We start from the raw sequence: 17752 nt of genomic DNA on the forward strand, positions 1-17752 counted from the left end.
CGGCCGGACTCCGGCTCTGGCGATCAGCCGCGATCGCCGGCGCGTCGCTTCCGGACACCGACGACCACGAACACGACGGCGACGGCCAGCGCGATCGCGGCGACGCCGAACGGCCCGATCGTACCGAGCAGCGCACCGAAACCGGCTCGTCGTCCAGTGCTCCGCCCGGCGACCTCGTCCCAGATCGGAGTGAAGCAGAGCACGGCGACGAGCACGCCGATCCCCGCGCCGGCGAACCACCCGAACGGCGAACTCCCCCACTCCTCCACGGACCACTGGGATGGCGTCTCCTCCTGGCCGGATCGATCCGGTTCGCGCACAGGTTCCCGCCCGGGCTCGTGCACGCCGGTCATCGCTTCCACACCGTCCCGCCCGAGCCACCGTCGGAGGTGCCGACGTAGACGCCGGTCACCTCCAGACCGTCGGTCGACGACAGTGGCACGCAGACGGTGACCGTCTCACCGGCGACCAGGTCGTCGGCGGCGGCGACCGGATCCTCCGGTGTGCCGCTGCACTCGGTGAGCCCGATGAACGAGGCCTCGAGGAGGCTCCCGTCCGACAGCCGTGCGAAGACGTTGTTCCACGGCACGGCGAGCACCTCGGCGGCAGCATCGCCCGTGTAGGCGAACTCGATGGACGCGAAGTAGACGTCGTCGTCACCCTCGATCTGATCGGCCACCTCGGCCGGAGCCTCGTCGACCGAGGCGACCGTGACGGCGAAGTCCTGATCACCGTTCCCCGCGGTCTTCGCCGGCAGGGTGACCGTCGCCGTGTCTCCGACCGAGACGTCACCTCCGGAGCACCCTGCGAGGGTGGCGGCGAGCACGAACAGCCCGCCTCCAGCGGCAAGTCGTCTGAGCCGGTTCGTCGATGGTCGGTGTCGCGTCATGGGGTGTTCGTCCTTCTGCTGGCATGGGCCGACGAGCTGCGTCGTCCGGCCGGATGTCGGTCTGTCTCGGGCTCGCCGCACGGCTCGCTCCGGCATGATCGTGGCGGATCGAGGCGACCGCGGACCAGTCACCCGAACGAGCCCGAACGTCCGGGCGCCGAGGACCGCCGATTGCCGCGTGTCCACTGGATTCCGCCGTCAGGGTCGGAGGGAAGCCGCGCGCATCGTCTGGACGGCCGTGGCTCGCCAGTGGCCGACCGCGCTGAGGAGGTCGGCGGCGGCGGTGAACGCGGCGTCGGCCGCCGCCCGGTCGCCGCGGATCACCGCCACCCTCCCCATCGTCTCGAACGCCCGCGCCTGCTCGACCCGGTCACCGAGCAGTTCGGCGAGCTCGAGCGAGCATCGCGCCCAGCGCTCGGCGGTCCCGGCGTCGTCGGCATCGGCGGCGATCTCGCCGAGGGTGCTGCAAGCGTCGGAGCGGAGGAGTGGGTAGCCGACACGCTCGGCCGAGGCCAGGGCGGTGTCCGCCAGACGCGCGGCCTCGACAAGGTCTCCGCGTCGACGAGCGACCTGGGCGAGCTGGATGGCGATCTCGGCGTCCTCGTCGAACGTCGTCGGACCGCCGTCGTCCGCCCCTGCCGCGAGCAGGGCCGCCTCCGCCTCGGCCACACGGTCGAGGTCCAGCAGGATCATGGCGCGCTGGGTGAGGAGGTATCCGCGGTTGACGCCGGCACCGCCGTGCTCGAGCAGGGTCGCGCAGCGCCGGAGCGCCTCGTCGAACCTGCCCTGCGCCTGGAGCAGGAGCACACGGTTCGACTCGACGATCGTCCGATTGACGTCGTCCCCGGCTCGAGTGCTCACCGCCTCGGCCAGATCGAACAACCGCTCCGACCGGCGATACCGGCTCGTGATGCGCGCCAGATTGCCGAGATTGCCGAGCGCGCGCCCTCGCGTGATCGGATTGCCGGCCGCGGCCGCGATCCGAGCGGCGCGGAGATACGACTGCTCGGCTTCCGCCATCCGTCCCAGTTGGCGTTCCACATTGGCGATCACGTTCATCGTGCGACCCGGCTGCTCCTCGGTGAGGAGACGACTCGCCCGATGCAGGTGGTCGAGGGCGTCGTCGTACCGACCGAGCTTCTCGAAGGCGCGGGCGAGGAGCTCCGCGGTCGTGCCTCGTCGGTCCCGCGGCACGAACGGCGCGGCGAGCTGGAGGAGTTCGGCCGCATGGCTCCAGTAGCCGGCATCACCCACCGGCTCCACCACGTCGAAGACGAGCGCGGCGAGTGCGTCGCCCGCCCGCTGGTCGACCGCGAGCGCTGCGGCGGCCACCAGCCCGTCGGCGAGGGACGCGTCTACGCGGACGGAGCCGACCAACTCGCGGAACCGGTCCAACACACGCTCGGCCAGCACCACGAGGACCGACGGGCGCTCCTGCTCGACCGCGAGCCGGTGGGCCGCGGTGTGGACGAGCGGGTGCAGTTCGACGGTCCGCTCCGAGACGGTGGCCAGGTGCATGTCCGCCAGGCGACGGAGCAGGCTCACCGAGGTCGGCGCATCCGCGCCGGCGTCGTCCAGCAGTGTCCCGACGACGTCCAGCCGTACTGGGCCGCGGAGCAGGCCGAGCCGCCGGAACAGGGCTGCGGCGGCCGGTCCGACGGCGGCGACCGAGGGTTCCAGGAGCGGCACCGCGTGGTCGCGCCGCGGGCGGTCGCCGAAGCGCTCGGCCACATCGGCGAGCGACCAGTCCGGGTGGTCTTCGATGAAGCGCAGCACGAGGTCGAGGTCGAGGCGGATCCCGCTGATCGCCTTCGCGAGCCGGCGGACCGCCGCGTCGTCGGCCGAGGAGGACGTCGGACGCCGCGAGGCGGTCGCGGCCGAGAGCCGCCGGACCGTCTCCTCGGTCTCGAGCGGCAGGACGGTCCGACGGTCCACCGCGAGTCCCTCCGCAGCCGCCAGTGCCTCGAGGCCGTCGAGCCGGGCTCGCGAGGTCACGATCAGCTGGAGACCGCACCCGGCGGGACCCCGGGCGTGGTCGGCGATCAGGAGTGGAGCGAGCTGCGCTGCGGAGAACGCGTCCTCGAGCAGGACGACGATCCGGCGGTCGCGCGCCGCCGTTCGGAGGGTCTCGCGCAGCGCTGCGGTGTCGAGGCGACGATCGGACCGACCTCCGACGGCGCGCACCAGTTCACGCAGCACCTCGTCCGCTTCCGCCGGACGCTGCCCGTCTTCGAATCCGTGCAACCGGACGAGGAGCACCACCGCACCGGGGGTACGGCGGCGTTCGACCTCGGCGAGCCGCCTCGCGACCTCGGCCTTGCCGACCCCGGGGAGCCCGGTGAGGACGACGACGGGTGCGGCAGCGGGCTCCACACCGGTGGACGTCGATCCCTCGGCTGCCGGCAGGACGGAGGCGGACACCGGGCCCCCGAGCGTCGCACCGTTCAGGCGCGTAGCAGTGGTGCGCCACTCGGCGGCCGCTGACACTGAGGCTCCGAGGGCGAGGACGAGGTCGTGGATGAGCTCGGCGTCGACCCGATGCCGGTCGGTGCGGAAGCAGTCGTAGACCGTCACCTTGCCGGGGGCGTCGCGGGAACCTCGTCTGAGCCGGAGGGCACCGACCCGCCGGGCCAGCTCGGCGAACGACGGCGCACCGGCCGCCGCGCGCAACCCCGTGAGCGCCTCGGCCAGCTCCCCCAGGTCGGCGATGGACGAGAGGGTGGTCGGTCGCATCACCGGGCCCGGCGCGCCGGTGCCGTGGTCGCGCCAGGGTGGAACCGGACCGCGAACTGCTCGCACTCCGGATCGCGGCCGTCGAGCATGGCGACGATCGCCCGGCCGGCGGCAGACCCCTTCTCCCGGGAGGGCTGCCAGACCGTCGTGAGGTCGTAGTCGAGCCCTTCGACGCGGATGCCGTCGAACCCGACGACGCTGAGCTCCGCGGGAACGGAGATGCCGAGCTCCTCGGCTGCGCGGATGACGCCGGCGGCCAGGAGGTCGCTCTGTGCGGCGATCGCCGTCGGGCGCTCATCCGCCGGAACGTCGAGGATGGCGTGTCCGGCGACCCGCCCCTCCTCGAGCGATGACCCCGTGGTGACGAACCCCTGCGCGTCGGGGAAGACGTCGCGGAGGCCCTGCAAGCGTTCGATCGCCGGGACCGTCGTGGCGGATCGCTCCCACTCGGGCGTGAGCGGGCCGCGGCGTTCGGTCGAGTCGAGGTTGAGGGTGACGACGGCGACCCGCTCGTGGCCGCGGTCGGCGAGGTGTCGCGCCTCCTCACGCACGCCACCGCGGTTGTCGACGGCGATGTCGGGGACGCCGAGGGCTGCGAGTCCTTCGATCGACACGATCGGCATCCCCCGTCGGCTGAGGATCGCGACCGAGCTGTCGAGGTTCGGGCTGCAGCCGATGAGGACGACGCCGTCCATCGGTGCGTTGCTCAACTGCAGCGTGCCCTCCTGCGCATCGTTCAGGAGCAGCAGTCCCGCGCCGACCGCGCCGAGTTCGTCGGCGAGTCCGTCGAGGGTCTGGACCATCACCGGGTCGCGGAAGGAGTGCCCTATGCGGCCGGCGACGACGGCTCCGACGATGCCACTGCGTCCCTGGCGGAGGGAGCGGGCCCGCGGGTCGGGGCCGGCGTAGTCGAGGTCGGCCGCAGCCTGCAGCACCCGCTGCTTGGTCGCTTCGGAGACGGGTCCGGCGCCGCTGAACGCGAGCGAGGCGGTCGACGGCGACACCCCCGCGCGCTCGGCGACATCGGCGAGCGTCGGTCGCGAGGGGCGTGATTCCTGGTCCACGATCTGCTAGCTTAGTCGACGGAATCGAATCGATTCGATTCTCGTCAGATCCACCCAGATGCACGGGCCTCACCACCCCGCTCCACCGAGCGCCCAGGCGCACCAGCACCGATCCCGAGGACCCTGTGTCAGAGCCGACCAACCCGCCGACCGCACCCGTCGCCCTGCGCCCACGCCGCGAGCTCCTCGCCTGGCGCAACGCGATCTTCGTGATCTTCGCCCTGAGCGGCCTCAGCATCGCGACGTGGGTGGCGCGCATCCCTGCCATCCGCGACAACCTCGAGCTGACCACCGGCGCCGTCGGGCTGCTCATCCTCGGCATGTCGATCGGATCGATCCTCGGCCTCGTCGCCTCCCAGCACCTCCTCGCGCGTCTCGGCCCGCGACACGGCATGCAGCTCACGCTCGGGCTCGTCGCGACCGGCTTGCTCCTCATCGGGGTCGGCGCGAGCCTCGTGCCACTCGAGGGCATCGTCCTCGTCGGGCTCATCATCTTCGGCTTCGGGAACGGAGCGCTCGACGTCATGATGAACGTCGAGGGCGCCGCGGCCGAGCAGGAGCTCGGCAAGACGGTGATGCCGCTGATGCACGCGTGCTTCAGCTTCGGCACGGTCGCCGGAGCAGGGCTCGGCGCACTCGCGTCCGCAGCCGGCCTCGAGGTCTTCTGGCACGCGCTCGTCATGGCGGTCGTCATCGCGATCGTCGCCGTCGTCGCCGTGCGCTTCGTCCCCGCCGAGCAGGTCGTCGCCGACGAACTCGACGACGCACCGAAGGCGCCGTGGCAGGACCGTCTCCGCGAGAGCCTCTCGGTCTGGGCGGACGGCCGCCTCATCCTCATCGGCGTCATCATGCTCGGCATGGCGTTCGCCGAGGGCAGCGCCAACGACTGGCTCGCACTCGCCGTGGTCGACGGCCATGAGCAGAGCAACACGACCGGCGCGCTCGTCTACGGCGTGTTCGTCACCGCGATGACCGTCGGTCGCATCGTCGGCGGGCCGCTCATCGACCGCTTCGGCCGGGTGCCGGTGCTGCAGGTGTCGGCCGCCGCGGCGATCGCCGGACTCGTCCTGTTCATCCTCACGCCGGTCACCGGCCTCATGGTCCTCGGAACCGTGCTGTGGGGCCTCGGGGCCTCGCTCGGGTTCCCGGTGGGCATGTCCGCCGCGGCCGATGACTCCAAGCGCGCTGCGGCACGGGTGAGTGCCGTCGCGATGATCGGCTACTGCGCGTTCCTCGTCGGTCCGCCGCTCATCGGCATCCTCGGCGACGCCATCGGCCTGCTGAACGCCCTGTTCGTCGTGCTCGTACTCATCGTGTTCGCCGGCCTGGCGTCGCCGGCCGCCCGCGAGAGCAGCCGCCGCAAGCGCTGAGCGCAGTTCGTTCGCCCCACCTGGCGAGGGTGCACAGCTCCTGCCGACGGTCTGCCCGTCGCCCGCGCCCGGTTCGCAACTCCTGCTCCTCGCATCTCCCGCGATCCGACGACCCGAGAACTCCGGGCTCATGACTCGCCGGAAGAGGCACCAGCAGGAGTTGTGAGCGGAGTCGTGCTGACGGCAGCAGGAGATGTGCGCAGCCGTCGGACGCCGGCTGCGTCGGGCGCCCACGTCCGGAGGGTAGGCTCGTCGTCGTGCGTTTGGTGATTGCGGAGTGCTCGGTCGACTATGCCGGACGGTTGTCGGCTCACTTGCCGCTCGCCAAGCGGCTGCTCATGGTGAAGAACGACGGCAGCCTGCTCGTCCACTCCGACGGCGGCTCCTACAAGCCGCTGAACTGGATGAGCCCGCCCTGCGTGCTCACGACGGTCGAGCCCGACGAGACGCAGGCCGCGGCCGGGATCACCGAGCTGTGGAAGGTCACGCACAAGAAGACCGGCGACGCCCTCATCGTGTCGATCCACGAGGTCCACCACGACAGCGCGCACGAGCTCGGCGTCGACCCGGGCCTCCAGAAGGACGGGGTCGAGGCGCACCTGCAGAAGCTCCTCGCCGAGCAGATCGAGCTCCTCGGCGACGGCTACCGACTCATCCGCCGCGAGTACATGACCGCGATCGGCCCGGTCGACATCCTTGCCACCGACGCCACCGGGGCGTCCGTCGCGGTCGAGCTGAAGCGCCGCGGCGACATCGACGGCGTCGAGCAGCTCACCCGCTACCTCGAACTCATGAACCGCGACCCGCTCCTCGCCCCCGTGCAGGGCGTGTTCGCCGCTCAGGAGATCAAGCCGCAGGCGCGCACCCTCGCCCAGGACCGCGGGATCCGCTGCGTCGTCCTCGACTATGACGCGATGCGCGGCCTCGACGACAGCGACTCCCGCCTCTTCTGACGTCGACTGGGTCCCTTTCTCAGGAGTCCTCCGGCGCGTCGGCTTCGCCAAGCACCGACACGCCCGGACACTCCTGAGAAAGGCACCACCTACCGCTCAGTGACCTTTCTCAGGAGTCCTCCGGCGCGCCGGCTTCACCAGGCACAGACACGCCCGGACACTCCTGAGAAAGGCACTGGACCGACGGTCACGACTCGGACTAGACGAACAGCCAGATGAGGGCGACCATCCCGAAGCCGACGACCGAGAGGATCGTCTCGAGCACGGTCCAGGTCGCGAGCGTCTGCTTCACCGACATGTTGAAGTACTTCGCGATGATCCAGAACCCACCGTCGTTGACGTGCGAGAGCGTGATCGAACCCGCCGCGATCGCGATGCCGATGAGCGCCAGCTGCGGCTGCGAGTAGTCACCCGCAAGCACGACCGGCTGGAGGATCCCCGCCGTGATGACGATCGCCGCGGTCGCCGAGCCCTGCGCGATGCGGAGGCCGGAGCTGATGAGGTACGCCGACACGATGATCGGCAGGCCGAGCGAACCGAGCACCTCGGCCAGTGCCGCACCCACACCCGTCGCTGAGATGACCGCGCCGAAGAACGCACCCGCACCGACGACGAGCAGGATCATGCCGATCGGCCGGAGCGACTGACCGGAAAGCTCGCCCAGCTCGGCGAGCGTCATGCCGCGCCGCACCCCCAGCACGTAGTACGCGAGGCAGACGGCGATCGTGAGCGCGACCGCCGGGTTGCCGATGAGCGTCAACGCTTCGAGGACCGGGCCGTTCGGCAGGGCGAGGGCACCGAAGGTGGCGGCGAGGATCAGCAGGATCGGCGTGATGATGATGAGACCGACGCTCCAGAGCGAGACGTCCTTGCGCTCGGGAGCGTCGTCCTCGGGCTCCAGCACGTACTCCTCAGGAACCGAGACCATGACGCGCTTCCCGATCCAGAGCGGCCAGGCGATGCCCGACGCGATGAAGGCGGGGATGCCGCAGAGGAAGCCCATCAGGATGAGCCAGCCGAGCCCGACCTCGAAGGTGCCGGCGAGCGCCGTCGGGCCCGGGTGCGGCGGCAGGAATGCGTGCGTCATCGAGAGGCCGGCGAGCATCGGGAGCGCGTAGAGCACGAGCGACTTCCCGCCGCGACGCGCGGTGATGTAGACGAGGGGCGCGAGGACGAAGATGCCGACGTCGAAGAACACGGGGATGCCGAAGATGAGCCCGGTCAGTCCCATCGCAATCGGAGCGCCGCGCTCTCCGAAGCGGCCGAGCAGTTTCCGGATGAGCACGTCAGCACCACCGGAGCGCTCCAGGATCGCGCCGAGCACGGTGCCGAGACCGATGATGATCGTGATGTGCCCGAGGATCCCGCCGAAGCCGGTCTCGAGGAGCGACGCTCCCGGCTTGATCTGCTCGTCGTCGAAGGGGTCCGGCACGGCCACGCCGACGATCTGGTAGATGCTCGTCCCCGTCGCGAGCGCCAGGCCGATGCCGACGATGAAGAGCGAGATGAACGGTTCGAGCTTCACCCGGATGATGAGGAACAGCAGCACCGCGATGGCGACGGCGCAGAGGATGAGCAGGCCGGGGGTGGTCTGCTGCAGCCACCCGATGGGATCGCTCGGGGCTGGTGCGGCGGCGGCGACGCTGCGCGCGAGGGCGGTGATGGACATGGGAGGACCTTCTGTGTCGGCGGTGAGGAAGGGGAAGCGATCAGGCCGGGCGGCGGCGGAGCGAACGACCGGGGACGGCGTCGGTGCGTCGACCGTCGGCGATGACGGCGGCACCGTTCACGAAGACCCACGGGATGCCCGCGGCCTGCTGCCGGGGCTCGGCGAAGGTCGCGCGGTCGGCGATGGTCGCGGGGTCGAAGAGGACGAGGTCGGCGACGGCTCCGACGCGGAGCACGCCGCGGTCGCTGAGTCCGAGTCGCGCGGCCGGTCGCGAGGTGAGGTGCGCGACGGCGTCCTCCAGCCCGAGCACCCCTTCTTCGCGGACGTAGTGGCCGAGGTAGCGCGGGAACGTGCCCCAGGCGCGTGGGTGTGGCTTCGCGCCGATGAGGATCCCGTCGCTCCCGCCCGTGTGGGCCGGGTGCACCATCATCGTGCGCACGTTGGCCTCGTCGCCGACGTGCTGGAGGATGCCGGTCGCGAGCCGGTCGGCTTCCAGCAGCGCGAAGAACAGGGCCGTCGGGTCGCCCGACCACGCGCGTCCCGCATCCTCGGCGGCGATGTCGGCGACGGTCCGGCCGACGAAGCCGGCGAGCTCGGGGTTCGCGACGCCGGAGATCTCGACGGTGGCCCAGTCGGTGACGACACCGTGACAGCCGTCGGTGCCGAGCACCTCGAGCTCGTATCGGATCCGCGCACGGACGTCGTCGTCGCCCAGGCGCTCGATCGTCGCGTCCGGCCCGCCGACCGCCGCCCAGCTCGGCAGCAATGCCGACAGGGTCGTCGAACCGGGGAGGTAGGGATAGGTGTCGAGCGTGATGTCGACGCCGTCGGCGATGGCGGCGTCGATGAGCGCCACGAGTTCGGCGGCCCGGCCGGCGTTGACGCCGAAGTTCATCGTCGCGTGCGTGAGGTGCAGCGCGCACCCGGACCGGCGGCTGACGTCGATCATCTCCGCGTACGCCTCGAGTGCGCCCTTGCCGTACGAGCGCTGGTGCGGTGCGTAGAAGCCGCCGTGCTCCGCGACGGTGCGGCACAGCGCGACGAGCTCCTCGGTGTCGGCGAACATGCCGGGCACGTAGGTGAGCCCGGAGGACATGCCGACGGCCCCCTCCCGCAGACCCGCCGCGACGAGCTCCTGCATGCGAGCGATCTCGTCAGCGGTCGCCCGGCGGTTCTCGGTACCGACCACGAGCATCCGGATGGAGCCCTGCGGCACGAGGTAGGCGACGTTCAGCGCGGCTCCGCGGTCGACCCGGTCGAGGTACTCGCCGACGGTCCGCCACGCGAAGTCGACGTCGCCGGGTTGCCCGTTCCAGCCGGCGATCTGCTGCCGGACGATGGCCATGGTGCGGTCGTCCGTCGGGGCGTAGGAGAGCCCGTCCTGTCCGAGGACCTCCGTGGTGACGCCCTGCGAGACCTTGGCGAGGTGCTCGTGGTCGCGGAGGACGGCGAGGTCGGAGTGGGCGTGCATGTCGATGAAGCCAGGTGAGGCGACGAGACCCTCGGCGTCGACGATCAGGGCGTCGGCGGGCGCGTCCGCCTCGGCGGACGCTCCGATCGCGATGATGCGGCCCCGGCCGATGAGCAGCGACCCGTGCACGCTCGGTCCGCCGGTGCCGTCGACGATGCGAGCGCCGCGGATGACCACCGTGCGCGCATCGTCCGCCGGTCGCGACGTCACGGCAGGAGGGCCGCCGAGGTGAAGGCGGTCGCACGCTCGGTGACCCCGGCCCAGTCGGCCGCGGCGACGTCGGCCGCACCGACCACACTCGACCCCGCGGTCACGGCGGCTGCGCCGGCCTGGATGTACTCCCGGGCGTTGCCGGCGTGCAGTCCGCCCGAGGGCACGAGCCGGAGACCCGGGAACGGGCCCTTGAGGTCCTTGAGGAAGCCGGGCCCCATGGCGGCGGCCGGGAAGATCTTCACCGCGTGGGAACCGAGCGACGCGGCGCGCATGACCTCGCTCGGCGTCATCGCACCGAGCAGGAACGGGATGCCGGCGCTGGTGGCGACCTCGGCCACCTCCTCGCTCAGACCGGGCGTGACCAGGAACTGCGCACCGCTGTCGACGGCGCGCTGCGCGGTGTCGCGGTCCACGACCGTCCCCGCGCCGATCACGGCCCCGTGGTCGCCGATCGCGTCGGCCGCGGCGCGGATGAGCGCTTCGACGCCCGGCGTGGTGAAGGTGAACTCCACACTGCGGATCCCGCCCGCGGCGAGCGCCCGGCAGAGTTCGACCGGGTCGGGGATGACGGGCACGCGGACGACGGCGATGGCGCGGTCGGCGTACAGAGCGTCGAGCGCGTGCGGCGTGGAGGGAGGGGTCTCGAGCGTCATGCGGGGCTCCTGTTCGGTTCGGCTCAGCCGAAGGTGGTGGTGACGGCGTCGACGGCGCTCGGTTCGGCGAGACGGACGTCGTCGATGACCACGAGGGCACGCCACTTGTCGAAGGTGGTGCACGGGTGGGAGAGGCCCAGGCGGATGACGTCGCCGACCTCGACGTCGCTGCCGGGCGGCAGGGAGACGAAGGTGTGCTGGTCGTTCATGGCGGTGGTCGTCGCACCCGGGAGCGGTTCGACGGTGGCGGACCCGGCGCGACGGACGCCCTGCACCTCGGGGAGCCCCTCGTCGAACGGGAAGTCGCGCTTCCCGCCGTCGACGAGCGCGAGGCCGGGCTCGGGGCGGGAGACGATCGTCGCCCAGCCGTGGATCGCGGAGCGGAAGTCGCCGGTGCCCTCGTGGCGGCCGAGCGGGGTGATGCCGCGGTAGAAGCCGTCGTCGTGGGTGACGTATGCGCCGGAGCGCAGCAGCACGTCGACGGCGCGTCCGTGAGCACCGTCGAGGTCGCGCAGTCCGGCGAGGACCTCGGCGACCACGTCGAAGTAGGCGCTGCCCCCGGCGGTCACGATGAGCGTCCGGACACGTTCGTCGTACCGGCCGCCTGCGAGGAGCGCGTCATGGAGAGTGGCGAGCGACTCCAGGTAGTCGCGGACGATCTGCAGCGAACCGTCGTCGCCGTGGTGCGCGAGGGCCCCCTCGTAGCCGCTGACGCCGGCGAGCGCGAGCTCGGGCGAGGCGACGACGGCCTCGGCGATCTCGAGCGCGGTGGCGTGGTCTCGGGCTCCGGTGCGGCCGCCCGGCGCACCGAGTTCCACGAGTACGTGGAGGGGCCGACGGGGTGGCTGCTCGGCGAGCACGCGCGACATGATCCGCACGGCTCGGACGGAGTCGGCCCACACGACGATCTCGGCGTCCCCGCTGTCGAGGGACCGTCCGACGGCGCGCAGGTGTTCGGGCTGCACGAGGGCGTTGGCCAACATCACGCGGGGGATCGACCAGTCGAGCGCGACGGCGAGCTGCCACGGGGTCGCGACGGTGATGCCCCAGGCACCCGCGTCGAGCTGACGCTGCCACAGGGCTCGGTTCATCGTCGTCTTGCCGTGCGGTGCGAGGCCCACCCCAGCGTGGTCGCACCACTGCCGCATGGTCTCGACGTTGTCGGTGACCGCCGAGCGGTCGAGCGTGACGAGCGGCGTCGTGAAGTCGGCGAGCGCCGGTCGACCGGCGAGGAACGTGGCGGCGTCGGTCCCGACGGACACCGGCGGGAAGCCCTTGAGGCTGCCGTCGAGCACGCCCAGCGCGCCGGCATCGAAGTCGTCCGTCATCGTCTCCTCGTTTCGCGATCGAGCGCTGCACCCGCCGACGTCGTGAGCGCCTAGCGTTGCGCATCTTGCAACGTACATTGCATCCGGCGCTACGTCTGTTCTAGCATTGCGTCCACAGGCCGTCAACCGGACCCGGCCGAGACGCGAGGGGAACCGTGATGACGATGTCACCGTCCACCGTGAGCACGATCGGCGAAGCGATGGTCGTCCTCCTGCCCGAGAACCAGCTCCCGGTCGCCGAAGCCCGCGAATACCGGACGGGCGTCGGGGGCGCCGAGTTCAACGTCGCCTCGAGCCTCGCGCGTCTGGGCGTCCCCACCCACTGGATCTCGCGCCTCGGCGACGACGGGTTCGGCGACTACATCCTCGAGACGGCCCGGCACGACGGCGTCCTCACCGACGCCGTCGAACGCGACGACCACCGGCCCACCGGCCTCTACGTCAAGGAGACGGTCGTGAGCGGCGACGGCGACCGTCGGCCGCGGATGCACTACTACCGCAGCGAGTCCGCAGCGTCGCAGCTCGGCGCCGACACCCTGCGGCACGAGGCGACCCGGGCGGCCATCACCGCCTCCGCCATCGTGCACACGTCCGGCATCACCCCGGCGCTCTCCGACTCGACGGCGCTGCTCGTCGGCGAGCTGGGCGACGCGCTCCCTCGCGACACCGTCCTGAGCGTCGACCTCAACTTCCGGCCGCGCCTCTGGGAGCGTCGCTCGACCGCCCCGCTGCACCGCCTGCTCGACCAGGCGTCCGTCCTGTTCCTCGGCGTCGACGAAGCGGAGCTGTTCTTCGGCCACACGGACGCCGCCCGCCTCTTCGCCGAGCTGCCGACCCTGCAGCGCATCGTGCTCAAGGACGAGGAGAACGCAGCGACCACCCTCCACCGCGGCTCCGAGGCGGGCATCGAAGTACGGTCGTTGTCGGTCGACGTCGTCGAGACCGTCGGCGCGGGCGACGCGTTCGCCGCCGGCTACCTCGCCGGGCTGGCCTCGGGTCGCTCCGACACCGCCTGCACGCGGCTCGGCCACGCGGTCGCGGCGTCGACGCTCATCTGCCACGGCGACCGCCCCGAGCTCGTGCCCGACGCGCAGGGTGTCAGGACCATCGTCGAGGCGACCGATGAGGAGTGGGCGTCGTGGCGCATCACCGCCGACCACCCGCTGCCATGGACGACGGTGGGCTCGAACGAGATGGTCGACGCATGAGCCAGTCCCTGTCCCGCGCCCTCGACCTCCTCCGCGAGATCGTCTCGGGCACCAACTCCCTCGACGCGCTCGCGGCGACGGCCGGCGTGCACAAGACCACGGTGCTGCGTCTGCTCAACACCCTCGAGGAGCACGGCTTCGTCACGCGCGACGCGTCGTACCGGTACCACCTCGGGCGGGCGATGTTCGAGCTGACCCAGACCGCGCTCGACGAGCAGGACGTCCGCGGCGTCGCCGCGCCGCACATCCGGGCGCTCGGGGCGGCCACGGGCCAGACGGTGCACCTCGCCGCCTACGAGGGCGGCTCCGTCTTCTACATCGACAAGGTCGAGTCCCGTCAGCCCCTCCGCATGTACTCGCGTGTCGGCCTGCCCGCCTCCCTGTACGCGACCGGGGTCGCGAAGGTCCTCCTGGGTGGACTCGACGAGGCGGAGCGTCGACGCGTCGTCACCGGCATCGTCTTCGAGCGGTACACCGACAAGACCATCACCGACGCCGACGCCCTGCTCGCCGAGATCGAGCGTTCGACCGAACGCGGATGGGCCGAGGACCACGAGGAGCACGAGAGCTTCATGAACTGCGTGGCCGCGCCGGTCTTCGGGCCCGACGGCCGGGTCACCGCGGCGGTGTCGATCTCGGTCCCGACGATGGTGCTCCCCCACAGCGGCGTCCGCGCACTCCTGCCGCAGCTCCTCGCCACCACGACCGCGATCTCCGCCGAACTCGGCTACGCACCGCCGGCGCCCGCCGAGGCCCCCGCGACCGCCTGACCTCCCGCCCCTCCCGTCCCTGAGCCCCCGCCGACCTCGGCCCCTGAGCCCCACCATCCGGTCCCTGAGCTTGTCGAAGGGCCACCAACCGAAGGACACACCCCCATGACCGACCGCACCGCCATCTCCACCACCGACGCCCCGGCTCCCGCGCACACCTTCTCCCAAGGCGTCCGCAAGGGCAACTTCGTCCAGGTCTCCGGCCAGGGCCCCGTCGACCCCGCGACGAACGAGTACCTGTTCCCGGGCGACGTCGCCGCGCAGACCACCCGCACGCTGCAGAACGTCGAGGCGATCCTCGCGGCCGGCGGCGCGACCTTCGACGACGTCATGATGCTGCGCGTCTACCTCACCAAGCGCGAGGACTTCGCGATCATGAACGACGCCTACGGCGAATTCGTCGGCTCGCGTGTGAAGGGTGGCGTCCTGCCCTCGCGCACCACGGTCTTCACGGGCCTCCCGCGCGAGGAGATGCTCGTCGAGATCGACGCCATCGCGATCGTCGACTGACGCACGTCCATTCGCCCAAGTTCGGGCGACCGAGCGTTCGTTCGCCCAGAACTGGGCGAACGAACACGCCTCGCCGGAGGCTGGTAGCGTGGTGCGCGATAGCGCCTAGGGTTCCGGAGCGACAGCTCGACTGGTCCGAGCGGCGCCACGGTCGGCGGCCAGCCGACGACCGTCATCTGACAGGACAAAAGCCCGGAGGACCCTGATCGTCGCGCCCGCGAGGATCGGAAGGGTCTCACGTGTCTCTGCTCGCCGTCACCATCGTCCTCGCCGCCGCAGTCTGCCATGCGGCGTGGAACATCATCGCCCACGGCGTCAGCCGGATCGGCATGCCCTTCCTCTGGTGGGGCGCCGTGGCGAGCACCGTCCTGTGGGCGATCGTCGTCCCCTTCACCGGCGGTCTCGGTACGGACGACCTCGCCGGCTTCGCCATCGGCGTCGTCGTCTCCGCCGTGCTGCACTACGTCTACATGCTCGTGCTGCAACGCGGCTACGCCAGCGGACGCCTCTCCACCGTCTACGCCACGGCGCGCGGCACCGGCCCGACGATCAGCGTGATCATCGCGGTCCTCGTCCTCGGCGAGCGCCCGTCGCTGCTCGCGCTCCTCGGCGTCGCGGCGATCGTCGTCGGCGTCGTCGCGATCGGGTTCGTCGATCGCGGCAGCGACCCGTCACCGGTCGCCGTCGAGGTGCGTGCAACGCGACGACGCATCGACCCTGCAGTCGCCTTCGGACTCCTCACCGGGGTCGCGATCGCGGCCTACACGATCTGGGACGCGCACGCCGTCCGCACGTGGGGCGCTTCGCCCGCCGCGTTCATGGTCGGCTGCACCGCGGTCGAGATCGTGCTGTTCTCCGGTTCGCTCGGTCGCCGGGCACGCGAGCTGCCGACGGTCCTGCGCGCGCACTGGCCGCGCATCCTCGCTTTCGGGGTGCTCTCGCCGATGTCGTACATCCTCGTGCTGGTCGCCATCACCATGGCACCGGTCGCGCTCGTCGCGCCGATGCGCGAGGTGAGCGTCATCCTCGTCAGCCTGTTCGGCGCGCTCGTGCTCCGCGAGGGCCGACCCGTGCGCCGGATCGCCGCGGCGACCGTCGTCGTGATCGGCGTCGCCCTCCTCGCGGGCTGACCAGCGGACACCCGGACGCCGGCACGGACCACCGCGACGACCGCCTCAGGTGACCTTCACCGAGCGCCAGGTGCCCTGGTCGTTCACCCAGAGCAGGCCGTTGCCCACCAGCAGGTCGCCGGACCCGCCACCGGCCGGGCGCGCCGTACCCATGTGCCTGGTCGTGACGTAGCTCGTCGCCGGCTGTGCGTTGATGTGGGCGGTGCCGGAGACCGAGACACGGTTGGCCGCGACCATCGAGCGGCCGGTCGAGCCGTACGTGTCGATCCCGGTCGCGCACGCGAGAACCGTGTTGCCGACGATGGTCACCCCGCCCGTCGAATTGGTGACGGCGAGCCCGATCCGGAACCCCTCCACGCGGTTGCCGGTGACCTGCACGGCTCCGGCGCCCTGATGCTGCACCCCGTACCCGCTGGCCTCACCTGCGCCGAGGAGCGAGTTGTCGGCGACGACGAGGTCGCTGCTGAGATACGAGACGACGCCGCCTGCCGTCCCGCTCGGCGTGGTCACGCTGAGCCGGTTGCCGACGACGAGCGGCCGGATCGCGCGTTGCAACACCACCCCGCTCGGACACGTGCCGCCGGCGAGCCGGACGACGTTGTCGGTGATCACCGTGTCGGTCGAACCGACGGGCGTCGTGGTGTCGCCCGAGGGCATGGTGGCGTCCTGCAGGCGGATGGCGGCTGAGGCGACGCCACGGATCTCCAACACATTGCCGTCCACCACCGTGGCCTCCGCGCTGCGGTAGACCATGATCGGCCCGCGCGACGGGCCCCAGACCGACCCCTGGTCGTCCTCGGCCGCCCGCGTCCAGCGCACCGTGTTGTTGGAGATCCCGGTCGAGCGCGTGTCGATCGCGGCGATGCCCCACCAGGTGTTCCCGGTGACGGTGTTCCCCGACACGGTGGCGTGCGACACCGCCTCCAATGCGATGCCGCGGCGGAACGGACCACTGACGACGTTGTCGTTGATCGAGAACATCGCGTCGGGGTAGAGCCCCGGGTCGACCTCGTAGTCCGACAGGCCTTCCGCGTGAATGCCGATCCGCGCGTCCGTGCCGGCGAGCGCGTTCACGACGTTGCCGGAGACGAGCGCACGAGCACCCCAGATGGTGATGCCGTCGCCGCGGTCCTCGCCGGCCCTCGAGGTCGAACCGCGGCCACCGCCCACGCCCACGATGTCGACGATGTGGCAGTTCGTGACGATGACGCCCTCGAACTCGCCGGTGGGCTCGTTCACCACACCGTTCTGGAAGCCCACGATCCGCACCCCGTCGACGATGACGTCGCTCGTCCGGATGTCGATGCCGATGTTGCGCGCACCCGTGGCGGAACCGAGGTGGTTCGGGTTCGTGAGACGCACCTCCCGCACGGTCGATCCCGGGGCGGTGATGCGGATCGCCGGCGCGTTCGTGATGCCTGCCGTCCACCGCAGCTCGCCGCTCCCCCGCAATGCCAGCCGGCGGTCGAGCAGGAGGGTCGCGTCGAGCGCGATGACGGCGCCGCCCGGCACGATGATCGTGCTGCCGTCCGGAGCCGCCGACAACAGCGTCTGGACCGCGGTCGTCGACACGGTCGCTCCGGTCGGATCGATGCCGTCGCCGGCCAGGACGATCGTGCCGTCGGACGCCGCCTGCGTCGCGGGCACTGCCGGATCGGCCTCGGTGGGCGCCTCCGGGGCGTCGGATGCCGGGCCGGGTGGGGTCGGGGCGGGAGGCTCGGGTGTCGGCGATGGGGCGGGGTCGGGCTGGACGTCCGGTGGCTGGGTGTCGTCGCTCGTCATCTGCCCCCC

At 71.4% G+C, this 17752-nt stretch carries 15 protein-coding genes; 6 read left to right on the plus strand and 9 right to left on the minus strand.

Annotation, left to right across the window (positions count from 1 at the left end; genetic code table 11):
• Positions 1 to 23: 23 nt before the first annotated feature.
• The 4 genes from ACZZZB_RS09585 to ACZZZB_RS09600 form a co-directional block, all read right to left on the minus strand.
• Positions 24 to 353, minus strand: coding sequence for a hypothetical protein (locus tag ACZZZB_RS09585; RefSeq protein WP_463529545.1), 330 nt, complete (start codon positions 351 to 353; stop codon positions 24 to 26).
• Positions 350 to 889 (minus strand): hypothetical protein, encoded by a 540-nt coding sequence (locus ACZZZB_RS09590; RefSeq protein ID WP_192018946.1) that lies wholly within the window; start codon positions 887 to 889, stop codon positions 350 to 352. The genes ACZZZB_RS09585 and ACZZZB_RS09590 overlap by 4 nt, the downstream gene beginning before the upstream one ends.
• 198 nt (positions 890 to 1087) lie before the next feature.
• Positions 1088 to 3622: an AAA family ATPase gene (locus tag ACZZZB_RS09595; protein WP_463529546.1), complete on the minus strand. Its 2535-nt coding sequence runs from the start codon at positions 3620 to 3622 to the stop codon at positions 1088 to 1090.
• Positions 3622 to 4686: a LacI family DNA-binding transcriptional regulator gene (locus tag ACZZZB_RS09600; protein WP_240043988.1), complete on the minus strand. Its 1065-nt coding sequence runs from the start codon at positions 4684 to 4686 to the stop codon at positions 3622 to 3624. Before ACZZZB_RS09600 ends, ACZZZB_RS09595 begins: the two co-directional genes overlap by 1 nt.
• 125 nt (positions 4687 to 4811) lie before the next feature.
• Between ACZZZB_RS09600 and ACZZZB_RS09605 the strand changes: the two genes are divergently transcribed.
• Together ACZZZB_RS09605 and nucS are read left to right on the plus strand one after the other, a co-directional pair.
• The gene (locus ACZZZB_RS09605) at positions 4812 to 6056 is read left to right on the plus strand and encodes an MFS transporter (RefSeq protein WP_463529547.1); all 1245 of its coding nucleotides are present in this window, start codon (positions 4812 to 4814) and stop codon (positions 6054 to 6056) included.
• A 257-nt stretch (positions 6057 to 6313) separates the two neighbouring features.
• Complete coding sequence (gene nucS, locus ACZZZB_RS09610; RefSeq protein ID WP_064294112.1) at positions 6314 to 7009, plus strand: endonuclease NucS; 696 nt, start codon at positions 6314 to 6316, stop codon at positions 7007 to 7009.
• A gap of 199 nt (positions 7010 to 7208) precedes the next feature.
• Here the strand turns inward: nucS and ACZZZB_RS09615 are convergent, their stop codons facing one another.
• From ACZZZB_RS09615 to ACZZZB_RS09630, 4 genes are read right to left on the minus strand one after another with little or no spacing between them, the layout of a single operon-like run.
• Complete coding sequence (locus tag ACZZZB_RS09615; RefSeq protein ID WP_191940026.1) at positions 7209 to 8678, minus strand: GntP family permease; 1470 nt, start codon at positions 8676 to 8678, stop codon at positions 7209 to 7211.
• Positions 8679 to 8718: 40 nt separating this feature from the next.
• A complete protein-coding gene (locus ACZZZB_RS09620) occupies positions 8719 to 10359 on the minus strand; it encodes an N-acyl-D-amino-acid deacylase family protein (RefSeq protein ID WP_463529548.1) in 1641 nt (546 codons plus the stop codon).
• Positions 10356 to 11015 carry a bifunctional 4-hydroxy-2-oxoglutarate aldolase/2-dehydro-3-deoxy-phosphogluconate aldolase gene (locus ACZZZB_RS09625; RefSeq protein ID WP_463529549.1) on the minus strand — a complete coding sequence of 220 codons (660 nt, stop codon included), beginning with the start codon at positions 11013 to 11015 and terminating at the stop codon, positions 10356 to 10358. Before ACZZZB_RS09625 ends, ACZZZB_RS09620 begins: the two co-directional genes overlap by 4 nt.
• 23 nt (positions 11016 to 11038) lie before the next feature.
• Positions 11039 to 12343 (minus strand): type III PLP-dependent enzyme domain-containing protein, encoded by a 1305-nt coding sequence (locus tag ACZZZB_RS09630; RefSeq protein ID WP_463529550.1) that lies wholly within the window; start codon positions 12341 to 12343, stop codon positions 11039 to 11041.
• 158 nt (positions 12344 to 12501) lie between these two features.
• Here ACZZZB_RS09630 and ACZZZB_RS09635 point away from each other — a divergent pair, with 158 nt between their 5' ends.
• The 4 genes from ACZZZB_RS09635 (at position 12502) to ACZZZB_RS09650 (ending at position 15961) form a co-directional block, all read left to right on the plus strand.
• A complete protein-coding gene (locus tag ACZZZB_RS09635) occupies positions 12502 to 13551 on the plus strand; it encodes a sugar kinase (protein WP_463529551.1) in 1050 nt (349 codons plus the stop codon).
• Positions 13548 to 14321: an IclR family transcriptional regulator gene (locus ACZZZB_RS09640; protein WP_463529552.1), complete on the plus strand. Its 774-nt coding sequence runs from the start codon at positions 13548 to 13550 to the stop codon at positions 14319 to 14321. The genes ACZZZB_RS09635 and ACZZZB_RS09640 overlap by 4 nt, the downstream gene beginning before the upstream one ends.
• 105 nt (positions 14322 to 14426) lie before the next feature.
• Complete coding sequence (locus tag ACZZZB_RS09645; protein ID WP_159876739.1) at positions 14427 to 14831, plus strand: RidA family protein; 405 nt, start codon at positions 14427 to 14429, stop codon at positions 14829 to 14831.
• A gap of 239 nt (positions 14832 to 15070) precedes the next feature.
• On the plus strand, positions 15071 to 15961 hold the full coding sequence (locus ACZZZB_RS09650) for an EamA family transporter (RefSeq protein ID WP_463529553.1): 891 nt from the start codon (positions 15071 to 15073) through the stop codon (positions 15959 to 15961).
• Positions 15962 to 16006: 45 nt separating this feature from the next.
• Here ACZZZB_RS09650 and ACZZZB_RS09655 read toward each other — a convergent pair whose 3' ends face one another.
• The gene (locus tag ACZZZB_RS09655; RefSeq protein ID WP_463529554.1) at positions 16007 to 17743 is read right to left on the minus strand and encodes a NosD domain-containing protein; all 1737 of its coding nucleotides are present in this window, start codon (positions 17741 to 17743) and stop codon (positions 16007 to 16009) included.
• Positions 17744 to 17752 lie beyond the last annotated feature (9 nt).

The sequence above is a fragment of the Plantibacter sp. AC185 genome (assembly GCF_979258065.1).